At 49.0% G+C, this 13,240-nt stretch carries 15 protein-coding genes; 10 read left to right on the top strand and 5 right to left on the bottom strand.

The window, feature by feature from the left end; genetic code table 11:
• Positions 1-61 precede the first annotated feature (61 nt).
• Positions 62-1,147, bottom strand: coding sequence for a ferrochelatase (hemH, locus tag XMM312_RS09655; RefSeq protein ID WP_173482093.1), 1,086 nt, complete (start codon positions 1,145-1,147; stop codon positions 62-64).
• 171 nt (positions 1,148-1,318) lie between these two features.
• Positions 1,319-2,512 (bottom strand): enoyl-ACP reductase FabV, encoded by a 1,194-nt coding sequence (fabV, locus tag XMM312_RS09650; RefSeq protein ID WP_173482094.1) that lies wholly within the window; start codon positions 2,510-2,512, stop codon positions 1,319-1,321.
• Between the two features lie 146 nt (positions 2,513-2,658).
• Between fabV and XMM312_RS09645 the strand changes: the two genes are divergently transcribed.
• The 7 genes from XMM312_RS09645 to XMM312_RS09615 all read left to right on the top strand — a co-directional run bounded on the left by XMM312_RS09645 (position 2,659) and on the right by XMM312_RS09615 (position 8,459).
• Positions 2,659-3,093, top strand: coding sequence for a MaoC family dehydratase (locus XMM312_RS09645; RefSeq protein WP_173483480.1), 435 nt, complete (start codon positions 2,659-2,661; stop codon positions 3,091-3,093).
• Between the two features lie 141 nt (positions 3,094-3,234).
• Positions 3,235-3,720, top strand: a complete 486-nt coding sequence (locus XMM312_RS09640; protein ID WP_173489142.1) for a DUF523 domain-containing protein — start codon at positions 3,235-3,237, stop codon at positions 3,718-3,720.
• A 79-nt stretch (positions 3,721-3,799) separates the two neighbouring features.
• A complete protein-coding gene (locus XMM312_RS09635; RefSeq protein WP_173483479.1) occupies positions 3,800-5,518 on the top strand; it encodes a proline--tRNA ligase in 1,719 nt (572 codons plus the stop codon).
• A 12-nt stretch (positions 5,519-5,530) separates the two neighbouring features.
• Positions 5,531-5,875, top strand: a complete 345-nt coding sequence (arsC, locus tag XMM312_RS09630) for an arsenate reductase (glutaredoxin) (protein ID WP_173483478.1) — start codon at positions 5,531-5,533, stop codon at positions 5,873-5,875.
• Position 5,876: 1 nt separating this feature from the next.
• Positions 5,877-6,455: an NAD(P)H:quinone oxidoreductase gene (gene wrbA / locus XMM312_RS09625; RefSeq protein ID WP_173483477.1), complete on the top strand. Its 579-nt coding sequence runs from the start codon at positions 5,877-5,879 to the stop codon at positions 6,453-6,455.
• 10 nt (positions 6,456-6,465) lie between these two features.
• Positions 6,466-6,840 (top strand): DUF2069 domain-containing protein, encoded by a 375-nt coding sequence (locus XMM312_RS09620; protein WP_173482100.1) that lies wholly within the window; start codon positions 6,466-6,468, stop codon positions 6,838-6,840.
• On the top strand, positions 6,840-8,459 hold the full coding sequence (locus XMM312_RS09615) for a SufS family cysteine desulfurase (protein WP_173483476.1): 1,620 nt from the start codon (positions 6,840-6,842) through the stop codon (positions 8,457-8,459). Before XMM312_RS09620 ends, XMM312_RS09615 begins: the two co-directional genes overlap by 1 nt.
• Here the strand turns inward: XMM312_RS09615 and dnaQ are convergent.
• The 3 genes from dnaQ to XMM312_RS09600 are packed head-to-tail and all read right to left on the bottom strand — an operon-like array spanning position 8,447 to position 10,364.
• Positions 8,447-9,166, bottom strand: coding sequence for a DNA polymerase III subunit epsilon (gene dnaQ, locus XMM312_RS09610; RefSeq protein ID WP_173482102.1), 720 nt, complete (start codon positions 9,164-9,166; stop codon positions 8,447-8,449). The genes XMM312_RS09615 and dnaQ overlap by 13 nt on opposite strands.
• Entirely contained in the window at positions 9,166-9,600 is a 435-nt protein-coding gene (rnhA, locus tag XMM312_RS09605; protein WP_173482103.1) for a ribonuclease HI, read from the bottom strand. The genes dnaQ and rnhA overlap by 1 nt, the downstream gene beginning before the upstream one ends.
• Positions 9,597-10,364, bottom strand: a complete 768-nt coding sequence (locus XMM312_RS09600; protein WP_173482104.1) for a class I SAM-dependent methyltransferase — start codon at positions 10,362-10,364, stop codon at positions 9,597-9,599. The genes rnhA and XMM312_RS09600 overlap by 4 nt, the downstream gene beginning before the upstream one ends.
• 79 nt (positions 10,365-10,443) lie before the next feature.
• Here XMM312_RS09600 and gloB point away from each other — a divergent pair, with 79 nt between their 5' ends.
• The 3 genes from gloB (at position 10,444) to XMM312_RS09585 (ending at position 13,188) form a co-directional block, all read left to right on the top strand.
• The gene (gene gloB, locus XMM312_RS09595) at positions 10,444-11,217 is read left to right on the top strand and encodes a hydroxyacylglutathione hydrolase (protein WP_173482105.1); all 774 of its coding nucleotides are present in this window, start codon (positions 10,444-10,446) and stop codon (positions 11,215-11,217) included.
• A 121-nt stretch (positions 11,218-11,338) separates the two neighbouring features.
• Positions 11,339-12,940, top strand: a complete 1,602-nt coding sequence (locus tag XMM312_RS09590) for a LysM peptidoglycan-binding domain-containing protein (RefSeq protein WP_173484075.1) — start codon at positions 11,339-11,341, stop codon at positions 12,938-12,940.
• A complete protein-coding gene (locus tag XMM312_RS09585) occupies positions 12,940-13,188 on the top strand; it encodes a hypothetical protein (protein ID WP_173484076.1) in 249 nt (82 codons plus the stop codon). Before XMM312_RS09590 ends, XMM312_RS09585 begins: the two co-directional genes overlap by 1 nt.
• The last annotated feature ends 52 nt before the right edge of the window (positions 13,189-13,240 follow it).

Below are 13,240 nucleotides of genomic sequence, written 5' to 3'. Positions count from 1 at the left end.
TAGATTCTATTGTGGCCTAAAGTATTCACTAGGCAAAGTGCTTTTTAGCGCAGAACAAACTCTACTGTTCCGCGCCTTTAGCTTTGGCTTCGGATGCTCGTAATTGATAATCATCTTCAGGTTTGGAGATCCACCCTTGAAGTTCACGATCAATCAATCCACACAGCATGTTAATGTGTGATGCATCAGAGTTTAGCGCTTCAATGTATTCATAACGCTCACCACCCGCCTCTTCGAAATATTCGCGGTTCTCTTCACCGATCTCTTCAATGGTCTCAAGACAATCAGACGAAAACCCAGGGCAGACCACCTGAACAGATTTCACACCCTGGCCAGGTAGGGATTTAAGCGTCTCATCAGTATATGGCTTCAACCACTCTTCGCGACCAAATCGAGACTGGAAGCAGGTCATGTACTCCCCCTCTTCTAACCCCAAACGATCGGCAATCAGTCGTGTCGTTTTATGACACTGACAGTGGTACGGATCGCCATTTAAAAGGTATCGTTTTGGTACACCATGATAAGAGAGAATGAGTTTATCCGCTCGCCCATGCTCAGCCCAATGAGCTTGGATCTTCTCTGCTACCGCCTCAATGTAAGCAGGTTCATCAGCGTACTGCTGAATAAAACGGAAATCTGGAATCAGACGGCGTTTTTGAAAATCACTCGCTACCGCATCAAAGGTAGAAGCGGTCGTTGAAGCGCTGTATTGCGGATAGAGTGGCAACACTACTAACTTTCGAACACCCGCTTCTTGCATGCGATCTAGCACTGATTCAATCGATGGATTGCCATAACGCATCGCAAAATCAACCACGACGCGATCGCCATACAGCGATTCAAAATGGTTACGGATAGCTTCTGTCTGATTTTTAGTATGAGTAAGAAGCGGTGAGCCTTCGTCCGTCCACACGGTTGAGTAGGCTTCAGCAGAACGCTTCGGGCGTATATTTAAGATGATAAGATTGAGAACCATCCACCAAATTGGACGCGGAACTTCCACGACACGAGGATCCCAAAGAAACTCCTTAAGGTAGCGTTTAAGCGCTTTGGGAGTCGGTGCATCCGGTGTACCCAGATTGGTCACAAGGACGCCGATTTTATCTTTCTGGCTATGAGAAAATTTTGGAAAGCCTTTGTATTTCATCTAAAAAACGCTCTAAATGTTTGATGGTGACAGTGTAGCCAATCTTATGTGAGTGCACCAAGACTGAAATCAGAAAAATCGATACGCACTCTATGGGCTTTACGATCACCTGTAGCAACTGACAATAAAAAACCGGCACATAGCCGGTTTTTTATTGTCAGTTGACTTGTATTAAGACAATTCGAGTGGCTTGAACGGAACCAAAGTATCCACTTCAGCGTCGTAATCAACACCGTCAATACCGAAGCCGAACAGCTTCAAGAACTCATCTTTGTAGAGTTGGTAATCGGTCAATTCAAACAGATTTTCAGAAGTGACATCTGGCCATAGGGCTTTACACGCCGTTTGAATACTGTCACGAAGCTCCCAATCATCTAGACGGAAGCGGTTGCCTTCGTCCATTTCGCAGCTGTCACCGTAGAGACCGGTGCGGAATAGTCGGTCAATCTGCTCTTGGCACCCTTCATGAACACCTTCAGCACGCATGATTTTGAACACCATAGCTAGATAGAGTGGCATCACAGGAATAGCAGACGAGGCCTGTGTCACAACGGACTTAAGAACCCCTACGTTTGCTTGACCACCCTTTTTCGACAAGCGCGCATTCAATTCAGAGGCAGCACGATCCAAATCCTGCTTCGCTTTACCAAGGGTACCGTGCCAGTAGATCGGCCAAGTGATATCGGTACCAATGTAGCTGTAAGCAACGGTTTTAGCACCGTCAGCCAAAACTCCTGCTTCATCCAGAGCTTCGATCCAAAGCTCCCAATCCTGACCGCCCATCACTTTGACGGTTGCGTCGATCTCTTCTTGATTGGCTGGTTCGACTTCCGCTTCGATGATGACATCTTTGTTAGTATCGATCGCTGTTGAACGGTAGACCTCACCGATCGGCTTCAAGGCAGAACGAATCACCTCACCAGAGTCTGGCATTTTACGAACAGGAGACGCCAGCGAATAGACCACAAGATCAATTTGACCTAAGTCCTCTTTGATCATCTCAATGGTTTTCGCTTTCGCTTCATGAGAGAAAGCGTCGCCGTTAATCGATTTAGCGTAAAGCCCTGCTTCGTGGGCCAGCTTTTCAAAACTCGCCGAGTTATACCAACCCGCGGTACCTGGTTTCTTCTCGGTTCCCTCTTTTTCAAAGAAGACACCAATGGTAGAAGCACCCGCACCAAAGGCTGCTGTTATACGTGAACTCAAACCATAACCCGATGATGCACCTACAATAAGTACACGCTTAGGACCATCAATCGTTCCTTGCGCTTGAGTCTTCGCAATTTGCTCGCGAACGTTTGCTTCACAGCCTGTTGGGTGAGTTGTTGTGCAGATGAAACCGCGAATTTTTGGTTTAATGATCATGGTAGAAAGTTTAGTCCATTCAATATAACGTAACGCAAAGATACCTGATTTATCCCCACTGGGGAATCTTGAAACCTCTCTTGCACCCCATGAAAAAGTGAGTAACCTGTTGCAAAAACCCAATTCCACACTGTTTAGGATGATTTATGGATAATTTACACGGCTACTACTTAGAAGACCTTGAAGTTGGTATGAGCGACAGTTTTGCAAAGACCATTTCTGAGGCAGATGTCTATGGCTTTGCAGGCATTTCGGGTGACACCAATCCTGTACACATCAACGAAGAGTATGCGGCGACAACTCCATTCGGCCAGCGCATTGCCCACGGCATGCTAAGTGCGGCATTAATCTCTACTGTGGCCGGTACGAAACTTCCTGGACCTGGAGCGATCTATGTTGATCAGCAGATTAAGTTCAAGGCACCCCTTTTTATCGGGCAAACAGCGAGAGCAGAAATCACCGTTAAAGAGATCAATGAACGCCGTCGTCGTGTCCTTTGTGACACCAACGTTTATGTTGGCGACAAGGTAATCGCAACGGGTGAAGCAACCTTTATGGTGGACGCCCGTCCAGAGGCTTAAACAGCCTAACAGCCTGTGTAAGACCATTGATTGAGACTCACAGGCTGACTTCCCCTTTCCACTTCTGTATGATCGCCAACCACTAAATCGTCGTACAGCGACATCTACGACACAATAATAAAAAAACACGGTCACACATTTATGAATAAAGTGCTTATCAGCGCCTGTCTTTTGGGCGAAAACGTTCGATACGATGGACGTCACAACCTCATTAATCACCCCCTGCTAGAGTGGCTACAAAACGAAGATCGCCTCGTTAGGATCTGTCCCGAGGTCGCCGGTGGTCTCACTGTCCCTCGCCCCTACGCCACTATTGCTCGTCGTATTCCGGTTGAAGTCATCACAGATGAAGGCGAAGACGTTACTCCGCAGTTTGTTCTTGGCGCCGAGCTCACAGCAGAACTGGCAAAGCGAGAGGGGTGCGTTGCGGCTTTGATGAAAGCAGATAGCCCAGCCTGTGGTAATCGCGACATCTCAGGCGCTGCCTTCAGTGGTAAAGAGGCGTCTGGCGCTGGTATTGCAGCGCAAGAGGTCATTGAGTCTGGCATCCCAGTCTTTAATGAGACGGAAATTGATCGCTTAGAAGCGATGTTAGAAGAGCTAGATTTAGTATCTGAAACCGCATAATTGTTTTTAAAACTTGTAGCCGAAAGAGCCCATCCTTAAACTATGGGCTCTTTTTATTTGAGCTGGAAACAATTTCACCATGCGTGCTAGTCAATTTCTTATTGCGACCGTCAAAGAGACTCCTGCTGATGCAGAGGTTATCAGTCATCAGTTAATGCTTCGTGCGGGCCTCATCCGCAAACTGGCATCAGGCCTATACACCTGGCTACCGATGGGTCTTAAAACACTGCGCAAGGTTGAAAAGATCATTCGCGAAGAGCTCGATGCTTCGGGTGCTCAGGAGCTACTGATGCCTGCGATTCAGCCGGCTGAATTGTGGCAAGAGTCAGGCCGCTGGGAACAGTACGGACCTGAACTGCTCCGTTTGAAAGATCGTCACCAGCGTGATTTCTGTGTTGGACCGACTCACGAAGAGGTGATTACCGATCTGGTTCGCAACCAGCTTAAGAGTTACAAACAGCTACCGGCTAACTTTTACCAAATTCAAACCAAATTCCGTGATGAGATTCGTCCGCGTTTCGGTGTAATGCGCTCACGTGAATTTGTTATGAAGGATGGCTACTCCTTCCACATCAACCAAGAGTCACTACAGAAGACGTACGACGACTACTTTGATGCTTACGTTCGCATCTTCGACCGCCTTAACCTAGATTACCGTCCAGTCATTGCCGATAACGGTTCTATTGGGGGTACCGGCTCTCATGAGTTTCACGTTCTTGCCGCTTCTGGTGAAGATGATATCGCCTTCTCTGACAGCAGCGATTACGCAGCCAATGTTGAAATGGCGGAAGCAATCGCACCTAAAGCCGCTCCGGATGCACCTACAGAAGAGATGCGTTTGGTTGACACGCCTGATGCTAAAACCATTGCCGCGCTCGTTGAACAGCACAACCTACCGATCGAGAAGACGATTAAAACCTTAATGGTCAAAGCGTCGGACGAGGTTGATTCAGAGATCGTTGCCCTTCTGGTTCGTGGCGACCATGAGTTAAATGAGATTAAGGCGGAGAAGCAGCCTGAAGTTGCCTCTCCTCTGACCATGGCAACTGAGGAAGAGATCCGTGCAATTGTGGGCGCCGGCCCTGGCTCCCTTGGTCCAGTCAACCTTCCTATTCCGATCGTTATTGATCGCGCAGTGGCTTGTGCGTCTGACTTTGGTGCCGGTGCTAACATCGATGGTAAACACTACTTCGGAATTAACTGGGAGCGTGATCTTCCTACCCCACGCGTTGCAGATCTTCGCAACGTGCAAGTTGGCGACCCAAGTCCAGACGGCAAAGGTACGCTGAACATTCGTCGCGGTATCGAAGTTGGACACATTTTCCAGTTGGGCTTGAAGTACTCCGAAGCGATGAATGCAACGGTATTGGATGAAAACGGCAAAGCGGTGCCAATGACCATGGGTTGTTACGGTATCGGTGTTACTCGTGTCGTTGCAGCTGCCATTGAGCAGAATCACGATGAGAACGGCATCATCTGGCCAGAATCTCTAGCACCTTTCACCGTTGCTCTAGTACCACTGAACTACGATAAATCTGATGACGTAAAAGCGCTATCGGACAAACTCTACTCAGAACTGAAGGCAAAAGGTGTTGATGTACTACTAGACGACCGAAAAGAGCGCCCAGGGGTTAAATTTGCTGACATGGAGCTAACAGGCATTCCACACCGCCTAGTGATCTCAGACCGAGGCATTGCAGCCGGCCAACTTGAGTACAAAGGCCGTCGTGACGCTAAAGCCTCTGATCTTCCACTGGATAATGCCGTGGACGCGCTGATCGCGAAACTGGGCCAATAAGGAACTATTTCAATGAGCATCACTATTCTTCACAACCCTCGCTGTTCTAAATCACGTCAAACTTTGGCACTGGTTGAAGAGCAAGGTGCTGAACTCACCGTTCGTGAATATTTAAAAGAGCCTCTATCCGCCGATGAGCTGCGCCAACTGATCGCTGCACTGGGTGTCACACCTATCGACTTAGTCCGCACCAAAGAGGATGAGTTCAAGTTGGCCGGTCTGACTAAAGAGTCCTCAGCTGATGCATTGATTGCCGCTATGGTTGAGTACCCAAAACTGATGGAGCGTCCCGTTGTGATCAACGGTGACAAGGCGCGCATTGGCCGCCCTCCTGAGCAAGTATTAGAGATTCTGTAATATGTCTGCGCCGTACGTACTGGTTCTATTCTACAGTCGTCATGGCGCGACCCGTGCGCTGGCTGAATCGATCGCACTGGGCATTGAACAATCTGGTATTAACGCTCAAATAAGAACCGTTCCGGATGCAGAAACGTCTGACCTCGCAGATAGTGAAGGGACACTCTATGTCACACAGGACGATTTAAGAGAGTGCTCAGGCCTAGCATTAGGAAGTCCAACCCGGTTTGGTCATATGGCCAGTGCGTTAAGCGCATTTATCGAGACGACCACGTCAGAGTGGCTGTCTGGCTCGCTGATCGATAAACCGGCAACACTGTTCACCTCATCCAGCTCACTGCATGGCGGTCAAGAGAGTACGCTGCTCTCTATGGCTCTGCCTTTGATCCATCAAGGAATGCTGTTAGTCGGTGTTCCCTATAATGTTGCTGAACTGCACTCAACCACCCGTGGTGGCACACCTTACGGTGCCAGTCAGGTATCGCAAAACAGTCACCGCCTATCACAAGACGAACAGAGAATTGCCGTCGCTCAGGGTAAACGTTTAGGTACCCTAGCGCAGCGTTTGAGCAGTCGTTAAAGGAGTTAACATGTCTCTACAACGCAAAGCGTCAATCAGTGGTTTAATTACCCGTGTCAGCTTTATCGCCCTTTTAATCTTCTACACTCTACGTTTCTTATGGTTAGCACCGAGTTCTGGAGATAACCCTTGGGTGATTTGGCTGGTTCACTTACTGCCACTGATCGGTTTTACACCCGCTATATTAAAGGGCACACCGCGTCCTCACGCTTGGCTCTGCTTCGTATTGCTGCTCTATTTCTTGGGCAGTGTACTGACGGCTATCCAACCCCATTTAGCCCTCTATGGTGTGATTGAAGTGTTGTTGATTTCGACTCTGTTTACCGCTGCGATGATGTATACACGCTGGCAGAGTCGCTGGCTGCGTGAGCAAACCAGTCACTGATGGACAGCCAAACCCTGCGACGAATACGTTCGAGCTTTCCTATCCTCAATACACGAGTTGATGGGAAACCCCTGATCTACTTCGATAACGGGGCTACCACTCAAAAACCGCGCGAAGTGATCGATGCAATAACTCAGTTTTATCGGAAAGAGAATGCCAATGTTCACCGTGCGGCTCACCACCTGAGCAGCCTAGCAACCGCACACTTTGAACAGGCTCGAGGTCAATTAGCACAGTTCATTAATGCTAAACCCAATGAAATTGTCTGGACTCGAGGTGCAACCGAAGGTCTCAATCTCGTCGCCGAGAGTTACCTAAGACCCATTCTCAAGGCAGGTGATCGCATTGTTATCGCTATCTCTGCTCATCACGCTGCGATTCTTCCGTTTCAGCGATTAGCGCAGCAGGTTGGCGCCCACTTAGACGTCATCGAACTGACAGCGTCAGGTGAACTCAATTCAGATCAGTACCAAAGCTACCTTAAACTCAATCCAAAACTGGTGGCACTACCCCACGCCTCCAATGTCCTAGGCACCGTCTACCCCATTAAAGAGATGGTAAAACTGGCCAAGAGAGAGGGCCTAACGACTCTGATCGATGGGGCTCAAGCGGCACCGCACCTGGTCTTGGACATGCAGGATCTTGACGCTGATTTTTATGCGTTTTCGGGTCACAAGATGTTTGGTCCGACCGGTATTGGGGTTCTTTACGGGAAAGAGGCTCTGCTTAATGCGATGCCCCCTTGGCAAGTTGGCGGCGAGATGATTGAGTCGGTCAGCTTAACTGAGACCCAGTATGCCGAGGCGCCGCTGCGCTTTGAAGCGGGCACGCCCGATATTGCCGGCGCCATTGGATTGGCAGCTGCCGCTGAGTACCTAAACAATCTAGACCGTGCAGAGATAGAAGAGCACGAGCAGCAACTGACCAGTCACCTCTTGCAGGGACTCAAATCCATAGAGGGGATTAAAATACTCCCTGCTGGAGAGTTCAGCTTACCCATTGTGAGTTTCTATCATGAGACGATCAATGCCGACGACATAGCCGCTCAACTCGATGCACAGGGCATCGCTGTTCGTGCCGGTAGCCACTGCGCGCAACCGCTCATGCAGTCATTTGGATTGCACTCTTCTGTGCGCATCTCTTTAGCGTTTTATAACACAATTGAAGAGCTAGACACTTGTATCGCCCTTTTGCGTTCACTCTGTAGCCATCAACCTGTGACGAGTGATGAGACATCGAATAGCGATTCAGCAAAGCTTTGGATAGAACAGGTTGAGCAAGCGAAAGATTGGCCAACACGACTGAATGCACTGATGAGTTTGGGATCAGTCTCAATAGACCCAAGCCTAAAGCGACCAGAAAATCTCGTCACAGGTTGTGCCAGTCAGACTTGGCTAAAACTGAGTAGTGAAAAGGGTTTTATTCAGTTCGATGGGTGCTCAGAGAGCCGTCAGATTACTGCTCTGATTCAGCTTTTTAAGCACCAGATTGATCAGGGATCCACTGTCGAACAGATCAAGACTTACCTAACGGACCTTGGCTTGGAAAGGCAGTTGAGTCGCACGCGTGGCAACGCCATTCAACGTTTGATTGAATGGCTAGAGTCTCATGACTCCTGAGAAAGGTTTCGCCACACAGCGCCGTCTGATTTCTTATCCAGCATATCCAAAAAACGTTCGTGCTCAGTGAGGTCATCTTCACTCGCTTTCAACACTTTAAGACCAGAAACCTGTTCAGGAGTAAGGCGTCTGATTCGCTGTCCACCACCCTCTTCATCTTGCCCATCCACCGATAGACTCAAGGCGGTTTGACCACCCGTAATCGCCAAATAGACATCGGCTAGGATTTCAGAGTCGAGCAAGGCGCCGTGCAATTCACGGTGCGAGTTATCTATAAAGTACCGACGACAGAGAGCATCTAGGTTGTTCTTCTGACCAGGGTGTTTTTTACGCGCTAAGGCTAAGCTGTCGGTAATCGTACAGAACTCTTCGATGCGCTCTTTAATCCCGTTGCGCTCAAACTCCTTATTAATGAAGCCGACATCGAACGACGCGTTATGGATGATCAGTTCGGCACCACGCACGTATTCAATGAATTCGTGCATGACGACATTGAACTTAGGCTTGTCTGCCAAAAATTCATTGGTAATGCCGTGGACCTGCATCGCCTCAGCATCAACCTCACGATCGGGCAGAATGTATTGATGGTAGTTGTTACCGGTTAAGCGGCGTGCCACCATCTCCACACAACCGATCTCGATGATGTTGTGACCCTCTTCGGGCTCAAGACCGGTGGTTTCAGTATCGAGTACAATTTGACGACTCATTAGAGCTGTTCCTCATATCCGCGATTAGCCAACTGATCGGCTCGTTCATTACCTGGATCACCACTATGGCCCTTAACCCATCGCCACTCAATGTCATGTTGTTGTGTCGCCTGATGAAGTCGCTGCCAAAGCTCGGCATTTTTAACCGGCTTGCCCTGGGAGTTTTTCCAATTTCGCTTCATCCAGCCGTGGATCCACTCTGTGATCCCTTTGCGCAGGTATTCCGAATCTGTATAAAGAATCACTTTAGAGGGTCGTTTTAAACACTCTAGCGATTCGATAGCCGCCATGATCTCCATGCGATTATTGGTGGTTTCATGCTCCCCACCCCACATCTCTTTCTCAGCACCGCCATAACTTAATAGCGCACCCCAACCACCAGGCCCAGGATTACCTTTACAGGCCCCGTCGGTATATATCTTGACTACTTTCAACTCTTATTTCGCCTTACACCAGCACTTGTTGCTTTAGATTCTATCACTTGTAACTTGCCAAGTAGACGACGATTCCACTGCGGTTGCAGTGGTGTGAGTCCCGCTACATCTTTTCTTGCTGTTATTGTGAACAGGTTGCCTGATTTAAACGGCAACGCCTTAATCACCTTGGCCACAGGCCTGATCCGTTGCCGCCACTGGTTACTCTCCAGAGGGTAGTTGAACTCTTTAGAGTCCCCACCTAAGGATGAGAGCTGCAGCAACTTAAACCAATCGCCTAAACGGTGTTGCGAGATAAATTGGGCACGCCAAGGGGCGCCCTGATTTCTCTTAAACTGTGAGTGCAACCCTAACCAGGAGGTCGGATTAAAACCCAACAAAATCAGATGACCACCAGGGCGAAGGATACGGGCCGCTTCACGAATAACTTGGTGTGGATCCGCAGAAAACTCATGAGCATGGTGCAATACCAAAATATCAATGACCGCCGACTGCACGGGCAGCTCTTCTGGCGTTGCAATTAGGGTTCGTTCTTCCATCCCTAGCTCAACTCTAGGAGCAACCAATACAGCGTGCTGAGCTCTGGCTGTATCACAGAGCCACTGACGACCGTCCAAAGTAACCTGTAATAGACGACTGCCCTGCACGGAGAGCAATGCACGCTCGATCATCTGGCGCTCTTGTGCCAAAAACTGCTGCCCCAACTCTGAGTCGTACCAGGCTTGCAGTTCGCTGACTGCGTTCAAATCAGTCACACTACTCATCGTTTTCACCTTCAAATGAGGTTCTCATTGATCTCTATTCTAGGTAACCTGAGGGGAAATTTCAGCCTCGGAGTTCAGGATGTTTAAGCTAACCCCATTACCCGCATTTGACGATAACTATATCTGGGTCATCGAATCACCTGATGACTCATCCATTGCCGTTGTCGATCCAGGTGATGCGGATGTGGTTGAACAGCATCTGACTCAATCCAACAAAACATTGGCTGCTATCCTAGTCACCCATCACCACCGAGATCATACTGGCGGTGTTGACGCCTTGAATGCGCGATACTCAGTGCCTGTTTACGGCTCATCTGAGTCAAAGTTTCCTGGTGTAACACACCCTCTATCTGACGGAGACTCCATTGAGCTGTTTGGGGCGTCTCTATGTATCAAAGCTGTCCCTGCACACACTCTGGATCATATCGCCTACTTAGTTAACGGCGATACACCGCAGCTGTTCTGTGGCGATACACTGTTTTTAGCTGGCTGCGGTCGCCTGTTTGAGGGAAGTGCAGATCAGATGCAAAAAGCAATGGACTACTTTGCAAGCCTACCGGATGCGACCGAGGTCTACTGTACGCATGAGTACTCTCTAGCCAACCTGGCCTTTGCCAAAGCCGCTGACCCAGAAAATAGTGACATCGACCAAGCGATCACTCGATGCGAACAGCTAAGATCCGATAACAGACCGACACTGCCAAGCAGCATCGGATTAGAACGCCAGATAAACCCCTACATGCGAACGCGTGAAGCGGCATTGATTCAAAGCGCCAGCCACTATTCTAACCAAACACTCTCTGCTGGAGTCGAGACCTTGGCGGCACTGCGAGAATGGAAGAACAGCTTCTAAATAGTGATCTATGAAGTGGACTTTTTATTCCTTAACAGAAAATTAATGAAATTGACCCAATAGCCCCTCACAGGTAGAATTGCGGCTTTAAATTTTCGGTATAAATGTCCAGAAAGGCACTATGGCAAAGTTGAAATCGACACTGATGGTTGGCGCCCTTGCGATCACACTCGCAGGCTGTCAGACCGTCGCGACACAACAGAGCGCACAGCAGAGTCCAACCGAGCCTGTCCAGGTGCTTGAGAGCGAGCCTGTTCTTGTTCAGCGTACCGAACCCAAAGTGAAGCCAGAGTGGGATGAAGCCCCGATTAAATCGGTACTTCTAGAACTTGAGAAAGATCCAAAGAAAGCAGACTTGTGGGAAATAACCCGCAACAACATGCGCCTCAACCACAACCTGGACAAAAAGGTCGTTCAACAGCATATCGATTGGTATGTTGAGCACGACAAATATTTGAACCGCTTAACAGGCCGCGCCTCTCGTTACTACCACTTTGTACTGCATGAAGTGATCAAACGTGGCATGCCGGCAGAGATCGCTCTAATACCAGCAGTAGAGTCCTCTTACGACCCATTTGCCAAATCACCGGCTAAAGCGTCTGGAGCATGGCAGTTCATGCCAGCAACCGGCGATCATTTCGGTCTTAAGCGTAACTGGTGGTACGACGGTCGACGCGACATTGTTGCATCAACGCATGCGGCATTGGACTACCTAGAGTATCTGCACGACTACCTCGATGGGGATTGGTTGTTGGCCATGGCCGCTTACAACGCCGGTGAGGGAACCGTAGGTCGTGCAGTTAAACGCAATAAAAAAGCCGGCAAGCCAACCGATTTTTGGAATCTAAAACTGCCGCGTGAGACTCGCCACTACGTCCCTAAAATTCTAGCGATCTCTGAGGTGTTCAAAAACCCAGACAAGCATGGTCTTGCTTTAGCGCCTCTTGCAGACAAACCCTATTTTGAAATCGTCGATACTGGGGGGCAGATCGATCTGTCACGCGCTGCTGAGTTGAGCGGAGTGGAACTGGATGAGATCTACAAGCTCAACGCGGGATTTTCACAATGGGCTACGGACCCAGAGGGCCCGCACCAGCTATTGGTTCCAGTTGATAACGCGGCGCGCTTTAAAACCGAACTAGCATCACTCGCCCCTTCAGACAGAATCAACTGGGCTCGTTACGAAGTTAAGCCTGGCGATAGCTTATCGGTCATCGCTAAGCGCTTTAACACAAACATTTCGACCATTCAGACCTCGAATGATTTGAAAAGTTCTCTGATTCGCGTTGGCCAATCTCTATTGATCCCATCAGCGCTGGTTGATGCCAGCCAGTACCGCTTGAGTGATACGCAACGTCGCACCGCCAGTATCCGCAAGAGCGCACCCGCAGGCAGTAAAAAGATTCTTCACACGGTTAAATCCGGTGATTCGCTCTGGAAAATTGCGAAAATCTACGGCGTTGATCATAAGTCGATCGCTCGCTGGAACAACTTTGGCACCTCTAAGACGCTTAAAATTGGTGAGCGTTTAGCGATTTTCAAAGCCGATGCTCAAGCCTCTTCAACTGCACAGTACTTGGTCCGCAAGGGTGATAACCTCAGCGTCATTGCGCAGCGCCACAACATCAGTGTTCAGCAACTGCTTAAATGGAACGACATCAGCATCGATACCCTATTGATGCCAGGCCAACCCCTTCGCGTTAAACAACCTGAGCAGGGCTAATGGATACTTTAGGCATTGCAATCATCGTCATCTCGGTGGTTCTAGCTGTGGTCTTCAAAGTAGTTGTGATGAAACGCATCCGCGAATGGGTTGATCAAGACCTCATTCGCAGTCTCTCGATGGGCGATCAGATCAAGCTGACTAAGCTGATGGAGTTGGATCAGCAGCTTAAAAGCCAAGAGACGCCTCGTGGCGAACGTCATCAGCAACTGGAAAAGCTTGCTGAGTCACTCAATTCAACAAAATAAGTTGAATTTTTAACCCTAGCACCCTATTTCTAACGTATAGTTTTATAAACTG

It is taken from the genome of Marinobacterium sp. xm-m-312 (assembly GCF_013283295.1).
Lineage (GTDB): Bacteria > Pseudomonadota > Gammaproteobacteria > Pseudomonadales > Balneatricaceae > Marinobacterium_E.
This window is presented reverse-complemented; position numbering and strand designations above follow the sequence as displayed.